Source organism: Salibaculum halophilum, from assembly GCF_002094885.1.
Classification (GTDB): Bacteria; Pseudomonadota; Alphaproteobacteria; order Rhodobacterales; family Rhodobacteraceae; genus Salibaculum; species Salibaculum halophilum.
On sequence record NZ_MSIT01000016.1, the window covers coordinates 1 to 18,822 of the forward strand.

The window sequence follows — 18,822 nt, forward strand, 5'->3', positions numbered from 1 at the left end:
GATGGCGCCGAAGGAAACCACGAGACCGAGGCCCGCGTCCGCCAGGAGGTCGACACCCTCTGCAGCACCTTCCCGATCTACCCGAACCTGTGAAAAACCCCGCCGCGGCGGGACGGAAATTCCAGAATTTCCGTCCCCGGCTCAAAAGGGTCAGACGGGATGCCGGGACAGGCCTGTCAACGCCTCGGCCAAGACCTCGACAGCAAGGCCCATGTCGGCGGCGCTGGCGAACTCTCGGGGCGAATGGCTGGCCCCGTCGCGGCAGCGCAGGAACAGCATCGCGACCGGGCAAAGGTCGGCCATGGCCGATGTATCATGCGTGGCCCCCGACGGCAGCAGGCGCGCGGACCCGGAACGGGCCGTCACAGCCTTGGCCAGCGCCCCGCGCAGGGGCGCGTCGCACGGGACGGCAGGCTGGGCGTAGGTCCGGTCCATCTCGAAGGTCAGACCGGCCGCCGCTGCCAGGCCCTCGCCCTCTGCCCGCGCTGTGTCGGCAAACCGCGCGCGATCAGCATCGTCCGGCGCGCGGATTTCCAGCGTGAGATCAACGCTTTCGGGGATCGCATTCACGACGTCGGGATGCACCTCCAGCGTTCCGACCGTGGCGCGCAGGTCGGGTTGGGCGCAGGCGGCATCATGGACCCGGGCCACGAAACGGCTTGCCGCGACGAGGGCATCGCGACGCCCCTGCATCGGCACGGTGCCCGCATGGCCTGTCTCTCCGGTAAAGCGCACCCGGTTGCGTTCGATCCCGCAGATCCCGGTGACCACCCCCAGCGCGAGGTTTTCCTCCTCCAGCACCGGACCCTGTTCGATATGGACCTCCAGAAAGCCCAGTGTGCGGGTCGGGTCACGGGCCAGTGTCAACGCGGCCTCGGCGTCGCCGCCGAAGGCCTCCAGCGCCGCACCGAGGCGGTTTCCGGCGCGGTCGGTCAGGTCGAAAATTTCCGGGTCGAGCGTTCCGGCCAGCGCCCGCGGCCCCATCAGGGCCGTGGGAAAGCGCACGCCCTCTTCGTCGGCAAAGGCCAGGACCTCCGTGCCGAAGGGCAGCGCGACCCCCTCGGCCTGCAGGCGCTCAAGGGCGAGACAGGCGAGGACAACCCCCATGATCCCGTCGTAGCGCCCGCCGTTGCGCACCGAGTCCTGATGTGAGCCGATCAGCAGCGTCGGCGCGCCCTCGGGCCCCGCCTTGCGCCCGACCAGCGTGCCCGCGGCGTCCAGATGAACCGACAGGCCGGCCTGTTCCATCCAGCGGCCGATCAGGTCGTTGGCGGCTGCATGTTCGGGGGTGAACGGCAAGCGCGTCACGCCGTCGGTCGTTTCGCTGCACGCGGCGATCTCGGTCAGCCTGCGTTCGGCCTCGGCGCCCCACTCCATGCGACCCTCCAATTATCATGATAAATTATCGGCTACACATACGGCCACCTCTTGTCTATGTTTTTATCATGATAATACGCCCGAGGTCCTGATGGACGGCAGCAACAAGCAAGCGGAGCGACCCAGGCGATCGCGCCCGGTTCGCGTGGCCGAAGAGATCAAGCAATGGGTTGTCGAGCGGGACCTTAAACAGGGGGCCAAGCTGCCCAACGAGGCGGCGATGATCCAGACATTCGGGGTGTCCAAGGGCACCGTGCGCGAGGCCATGCGTATCCTCGAGGCGCAGGGGCTGATCGTTACCCGCACCGGCCCGGGGGGCGGCAGTTTCGTGGGCGAGGTCTCGGCCCACCGGGCGCGGTCGCTCTTGGCCAACTATTTCTATTTCCAGGAACTCTCGCTCGCCGACATCTACCAGATGCGCAAGCTTCTGGAGCCGGAGCTGGCCGCGAGCCTCGCCGGCACCTTGAGCCCGGCACAGCTGGACGAATTGCAGGCCCTGGCCGAACGCCACCCCGAACCCGCGCAAACCGCGGAGGAGGAAAAGCAACAGCACGTGTCGTCGCTGGCCTTTCACGCGCGCCTGTCGGAATTCGCCGATAACCGTCTGCTGGGTTTCGTCATCGGCTTCATGGCCCGCATCCTGCGGGAAATGACCGTCTATCGCAGGCTCTACGAGCCGCCGAACCATGCGCTCTGGGCGCGCGGGCGCAAGCACCAGCTCGATCTTGTCGCCGCGCTGCGGCAGGGCGATGCGGCGCGTGCGCGGCAGGTCATGGCGTCGCACATGGCCGGGGCCGAGGAAATGATGGTCGCCCAGGAGGCCCAGATCAAACGGCAGTTCATGGCCGAGTAATCCACCGAAAGGGCGGGCCGGCCCTGGTCCGGGCCGGTCACGGCGCGCGGTGGCGGTCGGCAAGCACCGGCACTTCGTCCAGCCAATCGTGATAGGGCGGCATGTGAACCCGGTCGCAAAGGGCGCGCAGCGCGCGTAGCGGCGCCGGGTCGCAGTCCACCCGCAGGTCCAGCGGCGGGTGATCCGGGGACAGCACCAGAAGTGCCGCCGATTGCAGCCCGCGCGTGTCGCCGCCCGCGTCGGCGGCGGCGTCCAGCACACCAAGCATCCGCTCGGATGCGCTGTCGCAGGGGCGGGCATGGGCCGCCACCATGGCCGCCAGAACTTCCGGTCCGGCCAGCATGTTGCCTGCGACGGTCAGCCCCGGCCGGCAGTCATGAGCGGCATGGGCGATGCTGTTGGTGCCGGTATGCCCGGCCGTTCCGCCGCCGCGGTCGAGCGCGATCATCTGGCGATGGCCCTTTCCGGGATCGGCCTCGGTCAGGTCGGCGACGACGCGATCCGCCGTGGCGCCCGCATGCATGAGCCGCAACGCGTCATCGCGCCAGAAGGTGCTGGGCGCGGTGCCCTGTGCCGCGACAAGCCCCGATTCGATATCGCCGCGCAGCACCCAACCGCCCACGCACAGACTTCCCGTGGCCGCGGCCCCGGCATAAGTGCCTGTTTCTTCGTCGTAGGAGAGAATCGAAAAGGTCATGCCAGGATCCGTGTAACATTTTTCTTGAATTTATCATTATAATTTGTCTCAATGCAATTAATCATGATAATTTAACCCGCAACAGAGAGGCTCGCATGACACTGACTGACCTGACACGGCGGACGCTGATGGCGTCGACGGCGGCGCTTGCGCTGGGGCTTGGCGCGGCGCCTGTGGCAACGGCCCAGACCCCCGAAGACGTGCTGATCGTCGGCCAGATCGCCGAACCCAAGGCGCTGGACCCGGCCGCGGTGACGGCCGTCAACGATTTCCGCATCCTGATGAACGTCTTCGACGGGCTCGTCCGTTACAAGGACGGCACGCTGGAGGTTGAACCCGCGCTGGCCACCGACTGGACCATCAGCGACGACGGCACCGTCTACACCTTCAACCTGCGGGAGGGCGTCACCTTTCACGACGGCACGCCCTTCAATGCCGAGGCGGTGGTCTTCAACTTCGAGCGGATGCTCAACGAGGACCACCCCTACCACGACACCGGCCCCTTCCCGCTGGCCTTCTTCTTCTCGGCGGTCGAGAGCGTCGAGGCGCTGGACGATACAACGGTCGAGTTCACCCTGAACGCGCCCTATGCGCCCTTCCTGTCGAACCTGGCCTATCCGACCGGGCTGATCGTCTCGCCCGCCTCGGTCGAGGACCATGGCGAAGAGGTCGGCCGCAACCCCGTCGGCACCGGCCCGTTCACCTTCGTCGAATGGCGCAGCAACGAGGCCGTCGTTGTCGAGGGCAACCCCGACTACTGGGACGGCGCCCCGGGGCTGGAGGCCGTGGTCTTCCGCCCGATCACCGACGCCAACACCCGCACCGCGGAAATGCTGGCCGGCGGCATCGACCTGATGGTCGAGGTGCCCCCTGTGGCCCTGTCGGAGTTCGAGGGTGACGGGTTCACCGTGCACGAACAGGCCGGCCCGCATGTCTGGTTCCTGATCCTGAACGCCAAGGAAGGCCCCTTCGTCGACAAGCGCGTCCGCCAGGCCGCGAACTACGCGGTCAACAAGGAGGCCATCGTCAACGACGTGCTGGAAGGGACCGCCGAGGTCGCCGCCGGCCCGACGCCGCCGGCCTTCGCCTGGGCGCACAATCCGGACCTCGAGCCCTATCCCTACGACCCGGACCGTGCCCGCGAGTTGCTGGACGAGGCCGGGGTCGAGGATGCCGAGCTGACCTTCTACGTCACCGAGGGCGGGTCGGGAATGCTGGACCCGGTCGCCATGGGCACCGCCATCCAGGCCGACCTTGAGGCCGTGGGCTTTGACGTGACCATCGAGACCTACGAGTGGAACACCTTCCTGGGCGAGGTGAACCCGGGGCTGGAGGGCAAGGCCGACATGGCCGAGATGGCCTGGATGACCAACGACCCGGACACCCTGCCCTTCCTGACACTGCGATCCGAGGCGCTTCCCGACCAGGGCGGCTTCAACTCAGGCTACTACTCCAACCCCGAGGTGGACGAGCTGCTGGAAGCGGCCCGCGTCGAGACCGACCAGGAGGAACGCGCGCGACTCTACCGCGAGATGCAGGAGATCGTGCAGGAGGACGCGCCCTGGGTCTTTGTCGCCAACTGGAAGCAGAACGCGGTCACAAACGACCGGGTCGACGGGTTTTCCTTGCAACCGTCCTTCTTCCTGCTGCTGGATGACGTGACCAAGGACTGATCCGACACCGGGCGCGGCCTGTTCCGGCGGGCCGCGCCCCTGCACCAATCCTCGCCGGGGGGGGCGCGCATGGCCGGATATATCCTGAAACGGCTGGTGTCGGCCATTCCCGTGCTGCTGGGGATTTCGGTCATCGTCTTCCTGATCATGGCGATGATCCCGGGAGACCCGGCCACGGCGATCCTGGGCTCCTACGCGACACCCGAGAACGTCGAAAAACTCAACCGCGACCTGGGCCTCGATAAACCGCTGGTGCAGCGATACTTCATATGGCTGGGCAACATGCTGCAGGGGGATTTCGGGCGCTCCTTCTCGCTCAACCGCCCGGTGATCGACGAGGTCCTGGAACGGTTCAACGGCACGCTGATCCTGGCCGGGACATCCTTTGTCATCTGCTCCTTTCTCGGCGTGGCGGCGGGCGTGATCTCGGCCGCGCGGCAATACGGAGCGGCCGACAAGGCGATCACCTTCGTGGTCCTGCTGGGCATTTCGATCCCGTCCTTCTTTCTGGGCATGATGATGATCCTGATCTTCGCGGTGAACCTGCAGTGGTTCCCCGTTTCGGGCATGTGGCCGATCTACGGTGATCGCGACATCGCGGCCCTGATCAGCCACCTGACCCTGCCTGCGCTGGCGCTGGCCACCGTGGCCACCGGCGTGATCGCGCGGCTGTCGCGCTCGGCCATGCTCGAGGTGCTGCGCCAGGATTTCATCCGCACCGCGCGGGCCAAGGGCGTGCACGAGCGCGGCGTGATCTGGCGCCATGCGCTGCGCGCGGCCATGGTCAGCATCATCCCGGTACTCGGCATCCAGGCCGGATTCGTCCTGTCCGGCGCGGTCTACATCGAGATCGTGTTCCAGTGGCCCGGCGTGGGGCGGATGCTGGTCGACGCGATCCTGACCCGCGACATCCTGCTGGTGCAGGGCGGGGTGGTCTTCGTCGCCGCCTGTTACGTGATGTTCAACATCGCGGTGGACGTGGCGCAAAGCCTGCTGGACCCGAGGATCAAGACATGAGCTTCCTGCGCCTTCTCGCCCGCAACCGGTTGGCGCTTGCCGGGCTGGTTGTCATGGGGATCGTGGTTTTGCTGGCCCTGATCACGCCACTGCTGCCCCTGGCCGAGCCGAACGTGACCAGCACCGGTGACCGCTTCCAGCGCCCGTTCACCGAGGGCGCGCTGCTGGGCACCGATCACCTGGGCCGCGACCTGCTCAGCCGGTTGCTGCACGGCACGCGGCTCAGCCTGGCCGTGGGGGTCGCCGCCGCCGTGATCGCGGCGACGCTGGGTGCGGCTGTCGGCATCATCGCCGGCTTCTACGGCGGGCGCACCGACAACATCATCATGCGCGGCGTCGACATGCTGATGGCCTTTCCCTACATCCTGCTGGCGCTGGCCATCGTCGCCGCCCTCGGCCCCGGCCTGCTGAACGCGCTGATCGCCGTGGCGGCGGTGAACATCCCCTTCTTCGCCCGCAACATTCGTGGCGTGACCGTGGGGATCGCGACCAAGGAATTCGTGGACGCCGCCCGGCTGTCGGGGATGGGCGACATTCGCATCATCGCCACCGAAGTCCTGCCCAACGTCATCCCGGTGATCGTCATCGCCATGTCCACAACCGTGGGCTGGATGATCCTCGAGACCGCCGGTCTGAGCTTTCTGGGGCTGGGCAGCCAGCCGCCCGTGGCCGACCTCGGCTCGATGCTGGGCGAGGCGCGCTCGGCCCTGATCACCAATCCGCATACCTCGATCGTGCCGGGGGCGATGATCCTGGTCATCGTCATGGCGATCAACCTGCTGGGCGACGGGGTACGCGACGCGCTGGACCCGCGCCTGAAATCCGGCGCGCTGAACCGGCCCATGCCGACCACGCTTGTGGATCGCGAGGGCCCGGTACCCGCGCCGCAGACTGGCGGCGCGCTGCTGTCCATCGACGGGCTGAAGACCGAGTTCCACCTCAAGAACCGCCACTACAAGGCGGTGGGCGGCGTGACTCTGTCGGTGCGACCGGGCGAATGCCTCGGCATCATCGGCGAGAGCGGCTCGGGCAAGTCGGTCACCGCGCTTTCGGTCATGGGGCTGGTCGCCTCGCCCCCCGGGGTCATCACCGGCGGGGCCGTGCATTTCGAGGGCCAGGACCTTGTCGGCGCCCCCTATGCCAATTTGCGCCGGATGCGAGGCGACCGGGTCGCCTACATCTTTCAGGACCCGCTGGCGACGCTGCACCCGCTCTACTCGGTCGGTGACCAGTTGATCGAAGCGGTGCAGTCCCACCACCCCACGTCGAGGCCCGAGGCCCGCGCCCATGCCATCGACCTGCTGAAATCCGTGCGCATCCCCAATGCCGAAAGCCGAATCGACAGCTACCCGCACGAGATGTCGGGCGGGATGCGCCAGCGGGTCGGCATCGCCATGGCCCTGGCCAACGACCCGGACGTGATCATCGCCGACGAACCCACGACGGCGCTGGACGTGACGGTGCAGGCGCAGATCCTGTCACTGCTGGAGGACCTGCGGCGCGACCGCGGGCTGGCCATCGTCTTCATCACGCATGATTTCGGCGTGGTGGCCCAGCTCTGCGACCGGGTCGCCGTCATGTATGCCGGCCGCATCGTCGAGGCGGGGCCGACCGACGCCATCCTGACAGCGCCATCACATCCCTACACATCGCGGCTGATGGCATGCGTGCCCGAACTTGGCGCCGGGCGGCGCGAATTGGCCGCGATTCCCGGCCTGCCGCCAGTGGTCGACCGACTGCCAGACGGATGCGCCTTTGCCGACCGCTGTCACAAGGTGCAGGCGGCCTGCCGCCGCGGCGAGATCGACCTGGTGGACAACGGGCCGGATCGGACCGTGCGCTGCATCGACCCCGAACCGGTGAGGGAGGCCGCCCAATGACCCGCGCCCTGAAGCTGACCGACCTGTCCAAGACCTTCGATGTCGGCAAGCGCCTGCTGCGCCCGCCCCGCGCGCAGGTCCGCGCGGTGCAACCCATCACGCTGGAGGTGGAGACAGGCGAGACGCTGGGTATTGTCGGGGAGTCCGGCTGCGGGAAATCGACGCTGGCCCGGATGCTCGTGGGCCTGCTGGACCCCACCGACGGCACCATCGAGATCGAGGGCGCGCCGCTGAACACCGCCGATCCGGCGGACTTTGGCAAGCGCATCCAGTATGTCTTTCAGGACCCGATCAGCAGCCTGAACCCGCGCAAGACCATCCGCCAGATCATCGAGGCGCCCCTGCGCCACCTTCACGGAATGGACCGCGCGGCCCGGACAGCGCGCATCGCGGAAATCTTCGCCGCCGTGAACCTGCGCGAGGAATTCCTGGATCGCTACCCGCACGAGTTCTCCGGCGGGCAGGCCCAGCGGATCGGCATCGCCCGGGCGCTGGCCGCCGACGCGCGCATCCTGATCCTCGATGAACCGGTCTCCGCGCTCGACGTCTCGGTGCAGGCGCAGGTTCTGAACCTGCTGCGTGATCTCAAGGACAAATTCGACCTGACCTACCTGTTCATCAGCCATGACTTGGCCGTGGTCGAGGCGGTCAGCGACCGCGTCGCCGTGCTCTATTTCGGATCGGTGGTCGAGGTGGGCCGCGCCGAGGAGGTCTTCGCGCGCCCGCGCCACCCCTACACGAAGCTGCTGGCCGACAGCGCCCCGGTGGTCGGTCGCGGGCTCAAGGCCCCCGAGGGCCGCGAGACCGAACTGCCCGACCCGATGAACCCACCCGGGGGTTGCGCCTTCAAGGCGCGCTGTCCGCGGGCGAGCGAGCGCTGCGAGACCGTGCCGCCGCTGGAACGCACCGCCCAGGGCTCTCACGTGGCCTGTTTCCACCCGCTCGAAACCTGAGTGGGGCAGCGCGCTGGCCCTGACGGGCCGCCGCCCGCTGTCGGATTTTCGTTGCCATCTGGCGCGTTTGCGCCGACTCTCGCGATGATACCGCGCGCAACCGCGCTGCATCCGAAAGGCCGCGAAGATGTCCCAGACCCTCCGCCACCCCGAGATCCTCGAGATGGCCCGCCGGGACGGCAAGGTCACCGTCGACGGGCTGGCCGCGCATTTCGGCGTCACCCTGCAGACGATCCGGCGCGACCTGACCGACCTGGCCGATGCGGGCCGGCTCGACCGCGTACATGGCGGCGCCGTGCTTCCCTCGGGCACCAGCAATATCGGCTACGAGGAACGTCGCGCCCTAAACGCCGAAACCAAGCGCGCAATCGCGCGGGCCTGCGCCGCCGACATCCCTCACGGGATCTCGCTATTTCTCAACATCGGCACCACGACCGAGGCCGTCGCGCAGGAGCTGCTGCATCATCGCGACCTGCTTGTGGTTACCAACAACATGAACGTCGCAAACATCCTGGCCGCCAACACCGACTGCGAGATCGTGGTCACCGGCGGCCAGTTGCGCCGCTCCGACGGGGGGCTGGTGGGCACGCTGGCCACCGAGACCATCCGCCAGTTCAAGTTCGACTGCGCCGTGATCGGCTGTTCGGCGCTCGATGCCGAGGGCGACCTGCTGGATTTCGACATCCAGGAGGTCAGCGTCAGCCAGGCCATCCTGCGCCAGTCGCGCCGCACGGTCCTTGTGGCCGACCATACCAAGCTGGCCCGCACCGCCCCGGTGCGCATCGCCTCGCTCGCGGATCTGGACGCGATCTACACCGACGCGCCGCTGCACCGGAGCCTGGTTGCCGACTGCGCGGACTGGGCAACAGCGATCATCCAGGCGGGCTGACACAGCGGGGCAGGGTCATTGAGACGCCCCAGGCGGCACTGACCGCGGGCAGCGGTCCATCAAAGCACCTGCCCGGTCCCCTCGTCAGGACCGGGGCGAACACCGCCCGCTCGCCTCGGCGCGGAAGGCACCGCCGGACGTCGCCGGATGCTCAAGGGTTTCCGAGCCGTTTTCATGGCGTTGTCCACGGGCACTCTACACTGGCCGACGACCCTTGGCAGCAGGATTGCCAGCCGGTCGAATACGTCGACGTCAATGTCTTGATCATGAAAGTGGCGGACCGAGGAGGATTCGAACCCCCGACCCCCTGATTCGTAGTCAGGTACTCTATCCAGCTGAGCTATCGGTCCGCTATGGTTCGCGGGCTTAGACGTGTCCGAGGGTCAACGCAAGGGGGCTGACGCCATCAACATCAAGTTTTCTGGCCGAACACGCGGGCGCGGGACTGGTCACCCGGCATCCAGCGCCGCCTCGGCCTTCGGCAAACAGATTGCGAAGGCGGTGCCGGTTTCGTCGGTGTGGCGCAGTTCCAGCCGGCCGCCGTGGCCGCGCACCAGTTCGGCGGCAATGGCCAGGCCCAGCCCAGATCCACCGCGCCGCGCGCCGCCCTGGAAGGCCTCGAAAAGATGTTCGCGCGCCTTCTGCGGCAGGCCCGGGCCGGTATCGGTCACGTGGATCCACCAGGCCTCTTCGTCCTCGCAGGCGCGGATGTTGATCTCGCCGGGTTGGCCGGTGGCGGCGATGGCCTGGCGGGCGTTGCGCACCAGGTTGCTGAGCACGCGGTAGAGCTGTTCGCCATCCGCCCGCACCTGCATGCCCACAGGGATGTCGGCGGAAAAGGAAATCTCGGCCTCCGTCTCGGCCAGCCGCTCGCCGTCGAGCACGTCCTCGACGATATCGCCCAGCACGAGGCGCGACAGCCGCGGCGCCGGTTCGTCCACCCGTCCGAAGGCCAGCGTTGTTTCGCACAGGTTCACGGCCCGGCTGATCGAGCCCACCAGCTTGGGCGCAAGGCGCCGGACTGTAGGGTCCTCGGAATTTTCCAGCCGGTCGGTAAACAGCTGCGCCGAGGTCAGGATGTTGCGCAAATCGTGACTGATCTTGGAGACGCCGCCGCCAAGCTGGGCCAGGCGTTCTTTCTGCTTGAGCGCCCCGGTCAGCTGGGTCTGCAGGCTGGCCAGCGACTCCTCGGCCTCGCGCAGTTCGACCACCGAGGAGCTGGGCGTGATGACCGAGCGCGCGTCCTCGGGGGCCTGGGCGTAGTGCTGCATGTTGTTCACTACCGCCTTGATCGGCTTGACCAGAAGCACCCGCACGGCCAAAAACAGCATCGTTGCCGTCACGATCGAGATCACCGCCGACAGCAGCAGGATGCGCAGGCCGTAGTCGATCATCGCCGCGCGCAGCGGCGCGGTTTCCATGGTGACCTCGATCAGTTGCCCGCCCCCGCGCACGGGGTTGCCGATCACGCGGATGATACGGTCCTCGGGGTCCCAGAGCCGGGCCATGGCATCGCGGATCAGCACAACGGCCCCGGGGTCGCGCATGTCGTAGGTGGCGTGGATCGGCGCCGGGATGGGCGAGCTGAGCGCGAGCTGGCGAACCTCGTCGCGCCGCAGCACCACGTTGAAGACGCCCGCGTTGGTCAGCAGCTCCTGTTCCAGCTCCTCGGTGATCATGTCGTCGGCCAGCAGCGCGAGCGAGGCGATCTGCGCCCGTTCCAGCCGGGTCAGCAGGTAATCCTCGCGAAAGCGCGCGACCGAGGGCACGAAGATCAGGATCTCGGCCAGCATCACGAAGATGATGGTCAGGATCAGGAACCGCCCCGAAAGTGTGTTCAACGGCCGCATGTCCGCACCAGACTACGGCAGATACTTTTGCACAAGGCGCACCACGCGTTTCACCGTGTCGCTTTCGAAAAGCCTCGGGGCAAAGTAGTTGCCCGCGGCGCGCTTGTTGATCTCGCTGAAGGTGGGATAGGGCAGCACGGTGTTGGAAATCGCCGACATTTTCAGCTTGTTGGCGATGGCCATGGCCCACATGGCGATCAGTTCGCCCGCCATGGGCCCGACGATGGTGGCCCCGACGGGGCGCCCCCTGACCACCATGATCTTGATGCGGCCGGTGGTCTTGCCCTCGGCCACGGCGCGATCGTTGCCGGCGAATTCGGCCTCGGCCACCTCCAGCCGGTCGCCATGGGTTTCGCGCGCCTGCACCTCGGTCAGGCCCACCTGCGCCATTTCAGGGTCGGTGTAGGTGGTCCAGGGGATGTGGCGCGTGGTCTGTTTGGCGGGCAGCCCGAGCAAGGCCGAGCGGATCACGATTCCCGCGTGATAGCCCGCCACATGGGTGAACTGCATCCCCCCGGCCGCGTCGCCCACCGCGTAGACCCGCCGGTTCGAGGTCGAGCGCAGGGTATCCGACACCTTGACCCCGGACTTGTCCCAATCGACGCCGGCGGCGTCGAGGTCCAGCCCCGCGACGTTGACCTTGCGCCCTACCGCCATCAACAGGTGCGAGCCGGTGACTGCGCCCTGGTCGGTGTGCACGGTGATCCGGCCATCGGCCTGGCTCACCTGCCTGGCCTGCGCGCCCTCGATGATCTCGATCCCCTCGCCCCGCAGCTTGTCCAGCACGATGGCGGCCAGGTCGGGGTCGTCCTTGCCCAGCGCCTTGGCGCCCTCGATCACCGTCACCTTGCAGCCCAGCCGCCGGTGCGCCTGCGCCATTTCCATGCCGATGGGGCCGCCACCGATCACCAGCAGGTGCTCGGGCCGTTCTTGCAGCTCGAAGATCGTCTCGTTTGTGTGGACGGTGACATCTTCGATCCCGTCGATGGGCGGCACCAGCGGGCCGGAGCCTGTGGCAATGACGAATCGGCGCGCGGCGATCACCGTGTCGCCCGCCTGCACCTCGGTCGGCGAGATGAAGCGGCCGTACTCCCGGATCACCCGGACCCCAAGCCCCTCGAATCGCTCGACGCTGTCGTGGGGTTCGATGGTGGCGATGACATCGGCCACATGGTCCTTGGCCCTCTTGAAGGCGACCTCCTGCCCGGCCCTGGCGCGCTTGCCCTCGGCCAGCAGCGCCTTGGACGGCACGCAGCCGTAGTTGAGGCAGTCGCCGCCCATCTTGTGGCCTTCCAGCAGGACCACCTCGGCCCCCATCTGGGCCGCGCCGGCCGCGATGGCCAGCCCGCCAGAGCCGCCGCCGAGGATGCACAGGTCAGTCTCGATCCGGGTCATGGGTCAAAGTCCTTTCTTGCCGCGCAGGGCCTTGAGGAGGACGGGCAGCAGCGCCAGCGCGCAGAGCCCCAGGATCGGCAGCAGAATCTGCGGCTCGAAGATGATGCCGAGGTTCGGCGTCTCGCCGCGCGAGAAGACCTCGCCCAGCCCCGCGCCCACCGATGTATAGACCACCGCGCCGGGAATGATGCCGAGGAAGGTCGAGACCACGAATCGGCGCAACGGCACCTCGAGGAACGACGGGATCAGGTTGGCCAGGAAGAACGGCACCGCCGGCACCAGCCGGATCAGGAAAAGCATCGACCACTGGTTCTCGTCGATGCCGTCCTTGATCTTCTTGACGGTGCCCTCCGCGCCTTCGAGCTTGCGGCCCAGTTGCTCGCCAAAGCCCCAGCGCGCAGCCTGGAAGATACCCACGGCGCCCAAGGTGGCCCCGATCACGTTGAACAGTGCGCCGGGGAAGGTTGCGAAAAGAAATCCGCCGGTCAGGGTCATGACCGTCGCGCCGGGCAGCGAAAACGCCACGATGACGGCGTAGAGCAGCACGAAGACCCCCGCCGTGGCCAGGTAATTCGCGTCGCGAAAGGCGATCAGCGCCTCGCGGTTCTCGGCCAGCGCCTCGAAGCTCAGGTAGTCGCGCAGGTAGACGGCCCCGAGCGCGGCCACGGCGAGGATGATGAGGATCGGAAGGCGTTTCAGCCAGGGGCGGTCGGGTGTCCGTGTCATGTCGCTCACGTAGGGCATCCTTTCGGCCGGAAGAGTGAAGATGCCGCATAGATGACGCAGCGGCGCGGCGGGTGATAGGGGGGTCACGCGGCCTTGATGGCCGGTGACGGTATCGTGGGAAATCCCCGTTGGTGGCCCCGGTTTTGTAACATTCCGGGCCGTGTCTGGCGGCATTTGTTGCGTTTTGCCCCCTGGCCGCGTTGACAGGCGGGCGGGGCGCCTCTAAGGACAGGCTTCGCAATTTGCCCGGGGCTCGACTCCGTACGGGACTCGCCCCAAAGACCGGAGATGTCGCGATGAAGCGCACCTATCAGCCGTCCAACCGTGTTCGCAAGAACCGCCACGGGTTCCGCGCCCGCATGGCCACCAAGTCGGGCCGCAAGATCCTGAACGCGCGCCGCGCCCGCGGCCGCAAGAAACTGAGCGCCTGACCGGCGGCCAGGTCGTGGCGGGGTCGTCATGACCTCCGAACCCGCAACTACCGCCCCAGCCCCCTCTGCGGCGGCTTTGACTGTTGTGGAAGGCCTGCGAAAGCGGGCCGATTTTCTGGCGGCCGCCCGCGCCCGCGTCGCCCACACCAAGGGCTTCGTCCTGCAAGCCCGCGACCGCGGCGCGGACGGCCCGGCCCGCGTCGGATTTACCTGCTCCAAAAAGGTCGGCAACGCCGTCGCCCGCAACCGGGCCAAACGCCGCTTGCGCGAGATCGCCCGGCTCGAGTTGCCCGAAAATGCCCGCCCCGGCTGGGACTATGTCCTGATCGGACGGCGCGAGGCCACCGCCACCCGTGGTTTCGGGCAGATGCGCGAGGACATGAGACAAGCGCTGGCGCAGGTCCATTCATGACACCGCTTGCCTATATCGTCTCGTTGCCCGTGCGGGCCTATCGGCTGATCCTAAGCCCCTGGGTCGGGCATGGCTGCCGCTACCAGCCGACCTGTTCGGCCTACGCCCTCGAGGCGCTGGAAAAACACGGCGCGCTCCGCGGCGGCTGGCTGGCGCTACGGCGCATAGGCCGCTGCCACCCTTGGGGCGGGCACGGCGTGGACAACGTGCCGGACTGATCCCATCGGCCGCGACATCGACACGCCGAGGCAAGACGGGGCGCGCAAGCCGCCTCTTGCCCGCTGCCCCCGCGCGGCGTATGCCCGTCCCATGCGCGACGACGCCGACGATATCCATCCTCTGTTCCACGGTGCGCCCGGCACGACGGAATTCAGGAAGTTGCGCAAGCGCATCCTGCAGAACACGCGGGACGCGGTAGATCGGTACGGGATGATCGAGCCGGGTGCGAAATGGCTGGTCTGCCTCTCGGGCGGCAAGGACAGCTACACCCTGCTGGCGGTCCTGCATGAATTGCAGTGGCGCGGCCTGCTGCCCGTCGACCTGCTGGCCTGCAACCTCGACCAGGGGCAACCGGGTTTTCCGGCGACGGTCCTGCCCGAATTCCTCGAACGGATGGGCGTGCCGCACCGGATCGAATACCAGGACACCTACTCCATCGTCATGGACAAGGTGCCTCAGGGCCGGACCTATTGCGCGCTGTGCTCCCGGCTGCGACGCGGCATCCTGTACCGCATCGCCCGCGAAGAGGGATGTTCGGCGGTGGTGTTGGGCCATCACCGCGACGACATCCTCGAGACATTCTTCATGAACCTCTTTCACGGGTCGCGGCTGGCCACCATGCCGCCCAAGCTGGTCAATGAGGAAGGCGACCTGTTTGTCTATCGCCCGCTGGCCCACGTGGCCGAGGCCGATTGCGACCGCTTTGCCCGCGCCATGGCGTACCCGATCATCCCCTGCGACCTGTGCGGCAGCCAGGACGGCCTTCAGCGCCAACAGGTCAAGGCGATGCTGGACGGCTGGGAGAGCAACGCGCCGGGGCGGCGGCAAAAGATGTTCCGGGCGCTGATGAACACGCGCCCCTCGCACCTGCTGGACCCCGCCCTTTTCGATTTCGCGGGACTGACCCGCGAAGATCATGAAAATTCTAAGGGTTTTCCAACGGTCGATTAACGGTCTGTGCAACCGGCTGCCCCAATCTGGCCCCGAACCTGCCCGGTTTCGGGCGTGTCAGGGGCGACAGGAATGACCCAGCGGTCCAAGGCTTTTCATCTTGCAACCGGTGTGCGCCGGGCCATCGTCGCGGCGGCGGCACGCGCCATGCGCGGGCGATGGGCCGCGACCGGCACCACCGGCAATGCCCCGGTCACGCAACTGGGCACGCGCGAGGGCCTGCTTGCCGGGATGGCCGTGCGCGGCCAGCGCACCAGCGCCGGCCAGACCGCCGTCATCCTGGCCGAGGTCGACGACTTTCATCAGCTCGAGGAGCGCCACGTCCGGCCGGTAATAGAGGCCTTCCTGCGCCACTGTGCCGACCGCCTTGGCGAACAGCTGGCCACGGGGGACCTGACCGCCCACCTCGAGGGGCCGCGGTTCGCCGTCGCACTCGACGTGGGCGAGGCCCATTCGCTCGAGACGGTTCTGCAGCGCGCCACACGGCTGCAACAGGCGCTTGCGACCCCGTTCCGCGCGTCGGGCGAGGCGATACAGGCGACGGCCTCGGTCGGGTTCGCGCTGTCCGACCGGATCCGGTCGTCCGATCCGCAGGACCTGATGCAAGCGGCGACATGCGCCCTGGTCGAGGCCCAGCGCAGCGCCCCGGCCGCGATCCGCTCGTATTCCGACGGAATGCGCAAGCGGATCGCCTCGCGCAGCCGCCTGAGCCGGGATCTCGACACAGGGCTGACATCGGGCCAGATCCGCCCCTACTTCCAGCCCCAGTTCGAGTTGGGCTCGGGGCGCCTGGCCGGCTTCGAGACCCTGACAAGGTGGCATCACCCCGAGCTTGGCGTCGTCTCCCCGGCCGAATTCCTGCCGATCCTGCGAGACAGCGGCCGCATGGAGCAGCTGGGCCAGCTGATGGTGTCGACGGCGCTGGACGCCCTGCGCCATTGGGATGATCTCGGTCACGAGGTGCCGCAGGTGGGCGTGAACTTCTCGACCGATGAACTGCGATCGCCGCAGTTGGTCGACCGCCTGGCCATGACACTGGACAGCCGCGACATCGCCCCACATCGCCTGGTCATCGAGGTCCTCGAGACGGTCGTGGCCCGCTGCGCCGACGATCAGGTCGCGCGAAACCTGGCCGGTCTGTCGCGGCTCGGCTGCGGCATCGACCTTGACGATTTCGGCACCGGTTACGCCTCGATCACGACTATCCGCAAGCTGTCGATCAACCGCATCAAGATCGACCGCAGCTTCGTCACGCGCGTCGACGAAGATGCCGAACAGCAGGACATGATCGGCGCGATCCTGACAATGGCCGACCGGTTGACCCTACAGACCCTGGCCGAAGGCGTGGAAACCCCGGGCGAGCGGGACATGCTGACACGGCTGGGGTGCGAATACGCCCAAGGGTTTCTCTTTGCGCGGCCGATGCCGCTGGCCGAGACCGACGACTGGCTGGCCGCGCGACGCACCGCCCCGGGCCCGACGGTGAACCTGCGCCGCCGCAGTGCCTGAGCCCTGCGCACAAGGGGCCGCCGGGCCCTCGGCTGGGGCAAAATCGCTTGACCTTTGGCGCCCCGACCTGTTGAACGCCCGTGACCGAAGATCAGCAGTTCCGGGCGGTTTCGATGGACGATCAGAACAAGAATCTCATCCTCGCGACGGCGCTCAGCTTCGTCGTGATCCTGGTCTGGTTCCTGCTGTTTCCGCCGCCCGAGCAGTCCCCCGGCATCACCGATGCCGATGGTGAGATCACCGCGCCGGAGTCCGCCCCCGACACCGCCCGCACGACCGCCGCTGACGACGGGGCCGCCGCCCCCTCGGTCAGCGGCAACGCCGAGCAGACGGCCGGCCAAGACGCGGACCGGTCGGTCGAGGCCGCCCTGGCCGAGGCCGAGCGCGTCGAGATCGACACCCCGCGCCTGACCGGGTCGATCTCGCTCAAGGGCGGGCGAATCGACGACCTGTCGCTGACCGACTACCGCGAGGAACTCAGTGAGGAGTCCGACCTTGTGCGGCTTCTGTCGCCGGTAGGCAGCGCCGATCCCTACTATGCCCTGCACGGCTGGATCGCCACCGTCGGCGTGGAACAGGGCGAGGTGCCCGGCCCCGACACCCTCTGGTCGGTCGAGAGCGGCAACACGCTCGCCCCGGGTGCCCCCGTCACCCTGGCCTGGAGCAATGACGCGGGGCTGACCTTTCGCAAGACCCTCTCGGTGGACGAGGACTACATGTTCACCATCCGCCAGTCGGTCGAAAACACCGGCGACGCCGACGTCGCCATGCGCCCCTATGGCATCGTCGCCCGCCACGGCGAGCCCGAGACCATCGGCTTCTTCATCCTGCACGAGGGCGTGGTGCGCATGTCCGACGGCACGCTGGAGGAAACCAGCTATGGCAGCATGCCCGACATGACCCGCGACGAAAGCCGGGTCGAAGTCGAGGAAAACGGCTGGGTCGGTTTCACCGACAAATACTGGATGACCACCCTGATCCCCGAGCCGGGCAGCGAATTCCGCTCGGTCGCGCGGGCCGCCGGCGTGGACGAGGACGACCCCGACAGCGGCGTCTACCAGACCGAGACCATCTATCCCCAGCAGACCGTCGCCGCCGGCGAGACCCTCTCGGCGGAAAGCCGGCTGTTCGCCGGGGCCAAGGAATGGGGCACGATCCGCGAATACGAGGCCGACGGGATCGAGGGCTTCATCGACTCCATCGACTGGGGCTGGTTCTTCTTCCTGACCAAGCCGATCTTCGCCGTGCTGCACTGGCTCAACGAACTGATCGGCAACATGGGCTGGGCGATCATCGGCCTGACCCTGCTGATCAAGGCCGTTCTCTTCCCGCTGGCCTTCAAGTCCTACGTCTCGATGGCCAAGATGCGCGAACTTCAGCCCGAGATGGAAAAGCTCAAGGAGCGCGCGGGCGACGACAAGGAAGCCATGCAGAAAGGCATGATGGAGCTTTACAAGACGAACAAGGTCAACCCGGCCTCGGGCTGTCTGCCCATCCTGCTGCAGATCCCGATCTTCTTCTCGCTCTACAAGGTGATCTTCGTCACGATCGAGCTGCGCCACGCGCCCTGGATCGGCTGGATCAAGGACCTGTCTGCGCCCGACCCCTCGTCGATCCTGAATCTCTTCGGCTTGCTGCCCTGGTCGACGCCGGAACCCGGGTCGATCTTCTTCATCTTCAGCCTCGGCGTGCTGCCGATCCTGCTGGGCATCTCGATGTATTTGCAGCAAAAGCTGAACCCGGCCCCCACCGACCCGACGCAGAAGATGATCTTCGCCTGGATGCCCTGGGTCTTCATGTTCATGCTGGGCGGGTTTGCCAGCGGGCTGGTGCTCTACTGGATTTCCAACAACGTGATCACCTTCCTGCAGCAATACACGATCATGCGCAGCCAAGGCTACAAGCCCGACCTGATCGGCAATATCGTCGGCTCGTTCCGAAAGGGTGACGGGGCCTCGGAGGACAAGTGATGGCGCCGCACGCGCCGCCC

17 protein-coding genes and 1 tRNA gene are annotated in these 18,822 nt (G+C 67.2%); 12 read left to right on the forward strand and 6 right to left on the reverse strand.

Features of this window, described 5'->3' with window-relative positions:
- Nucleotides 1-150 precede the first annotated feature (150 nt).
- A complete protein-coding gene (locus tag BU124_RS10840; protein ID WP_084863603.1) occupies nt 151-1,377 on the reverse strand; it encodes a M20 family metallo-hydrolase in 1,227 nt (408 codons plus the stop codon).
- 91 nt (nt 1,378-1,468) lie between these two features.
- Between BU124_RS10840 and BU124_RS10845 the strand changes: the two genes are divergently transcribed.
- On the forward strand, nt 1,469-2,230 hold the full coding sequence (locus BU124_RS10845) for a FadR/GntR family transcriptional regulator (RefSeq protein ID WP_084863604.1): 762 nt from the start codon (nt 1,469-1,471) through the stop codon (nt 2,228-2,230).
- A gap of 37 nt (nt 2,231-2,267) precedes the next feature.
- Here BU124_RS10845 and BU124_RS10850 read toward each other — a convergent pair whose 3' ends face one another.
- Complete coding sequence (locus tag BU124_RS10850) at nt 2,268-2,927, reverse strand: DUF1028 domain-containing protein (RefSeq protein WP_084863605.1); 660 nt, start codon at nt 2,925-2,927, stop codon at nt 2,268-2,270.
- A 95-nt stretch (nt 2,928-3,022) separates the two neighbouring features.
- Between BU124_RS10850 and BU124_RS10855 the strand changes: the two genes are divergently transcribed.
- The 5 genes from BU124_RS10855 (at nt 3,023) to BU124_RS10875 (ending at nt 9,339) form a co-directional block, all read left to right on the forward strand.
- Nucleotides 3,023-4,600, forward strand: coding sequence for an ABC transporter substrate-binding protein (locus BU124_RS10855; RefSeq protein WP_084863606.1), 1,578 nt, complete (start codon nt 3,023-3,025; stop codon nt 4,598-4,600).
- Nucleotides 4,601-4,669: 69 nt separating this feature from the next.
- The gene (locus tag BU124_RS10860) at nt 4,670-5,617 is read left to right on the forward strand and encodes an ABC transporter permease (protein ID WP_084863607.1); all 948 of its coding nucleotides are present in this window, start codon (nt 4,670-4,672) and stop codon (nt 5,615-5,617) included.
- Entirely contained in the window at nt 5,614-7,497 is a 1,884-nt protein-coding gene (locus tag BU124_RS10865) for a dipeptide/oligopeptide/nickel ABC transporter permease/ATP-binding protein (RefSeq protein WP_084863608.1), read from the forward strand. Before BU124_RS10860 ends, BU124_RS10865 begins: the two co-directional genes overlap by 4 nt.
- Nucleotides 7,494-8,450: an ABC transporter ATP-binding protein gene (locus BU124_RS10870; RefSeq protein WP_084863609.1), complete on the forward strand. Its 957-nt coding sequence runs from the start codon at nt 7,494-7,496 to the stop codon at nt 8,448-8,450. Before BU124_RS10865 ends, BU124_RS10870 begins: the two co-directional genes overlap by 4 nt.
- 127 nt (nt 8,451-8,577) lie before the next feature.
- Complete coding sequence (locus BU124_RS10875) at nt 8,578-9,339, forward strand: DeoR/GlpR family DNA-binding transcription regulator (RefSeq protein WP_084863610.1); 762 nt, start codon at nt 8,578-8,580, stop codon at nt 9,337-9,339.
- A gap of 273 nt (nt 9,340-9,612) precedes the next feature.
- On the opposite strand, the gene BU124_RS10880 is transcribed toward BU124_RS10875, so the two are convergent.
- From BU124_RS10880 to BU124_RS10895, 4 genes are all read right to left on the reverse strand, one after another.
- A tRNA-Arg gene (locus BU124_RS10880) sits at nt 9,613-9,689 on the reverse strand.
- 99 nt (nt 9,690-9,788) lie between these two features.
- The gene (locus BU124_RS10885; RefSeq protein WP_084863611.1) at nt 9,789-11,189 is read right to left on the reverse strand and encodes a sensor histidine kinase; all 1,401 of its coding nucleotides are present in this window, start codon (nt 11,187-11,189) and stop codon (nt 9,789-9,791) included.
- A 12-nt stretch (nt 11,190-11,201) separates the two neighbouring features.
- Nucleotides 11,202-12,584 carry a dihydrolipoyl dehydrogenase family protein gene (locus tag BU124_RS10890; protein WP_084863612.1) on the reverse strand — a complete coding sequence of 461 codons (1,383 nt, stop codon included), beginning with the start codon at nt 12,582-12,584 and terminating at the stop codon, nt 11,202-11,204.
- A 3-nt stretch (nt 12,585-12,587) separates the two neighbouring features.
- Nucleotides 12,588-13,310, reverse strand: a complete 723-nt coding sequence (locus BU124_RS10895) for a TVP38/TMEM64 family protein (protein ID WP_084863664.1) — start codon at nt 13,308-13,310, stop codon at nt 12,588-12,590.
- Between the two features lie 296 nt (nt 13,311-13,606).
- On the opposite strand from BU124_RS10895, the gene rpmH reads away from it, so the two are divergent.
- From rpmH to yidC, 6 genes are all read left to right on the forward strand, one after another.
- Nucleotides 13,607-13,741, forward strand: a complete 135-nt coding sequence (gene rpmH / locus BU124_RS10900; RefSeq protein ID WP_084863613.1) for a 50S ribosomal protein L34 — start codon at nt 13,607-13,609, stop codon at nt 13,739-13,741.
- Nucleotides 13,742-13,769: 28 nt separating this feature from the next.
- Nucleotides 13,770-14,153, forward strand: coding sequence for a ribonuclease P protein component (rnpA, locus tag BU124_RS10905; protein WP_084863614.1), 384 nt, complete (start codon nt 13,770-13,772; stop codon nt 14,151-14,153).
- Nucleotides 14,150-14,371, forward strand: a complete 222-nt coding sequence (gene yidD, locus BU124_RS10910) for a membrane protein insertion efficiency factor YidD (protein WP_084863615.1) — start codon at nt 14,150-14,152, stop codon at nt 14,369-14,371. The genes rnpA and yidD overlap by 4 nt, the downstream gene beginning before the upstream one ends.
- 91 nt (nt 14,372-14,462) lie before the next feature.
- Nucleotides 14,463-15,323 (forward strand): tRNA 2-thiocytidine(32) synthetase TtcA, encoded by an 861-nt coding sequence (gene ttcA, locus BU124_RS10915; RefSeq protein ID WP_084863616.1) that lies wholly within the window; start codon nt 14,463-14,465, stop codon nt 15,321-15,323.
- 72 nt (nt 15,324-15,395) lie between these two features.
- Nucleotides 15,396-16,832, forward strand: a complete 1,437-nt coding sequence (locus BU124_RS10920; protein WP_084863617.1) for a putative bifunctional diguanylate cyclase/phosphodiesterase — start codon at nt 15,396-15,398, stop codon at nt 16,830-16,832.
- Nucleotides 16,833-16,945: 113 nt separating this feature from the next.
- Entirely contained in the window at nt 16,946-18,802 is a 1,857-nt protein-coding gene (gene yidC, locus BU124_RS10925; RefSeq protein WP_084863618.1) for a membrane protein insertase YidC, read from the forward strand.
- The last annotated feature ends 20 nt before the right edge of the window (nt 18,803-18,822 follow it).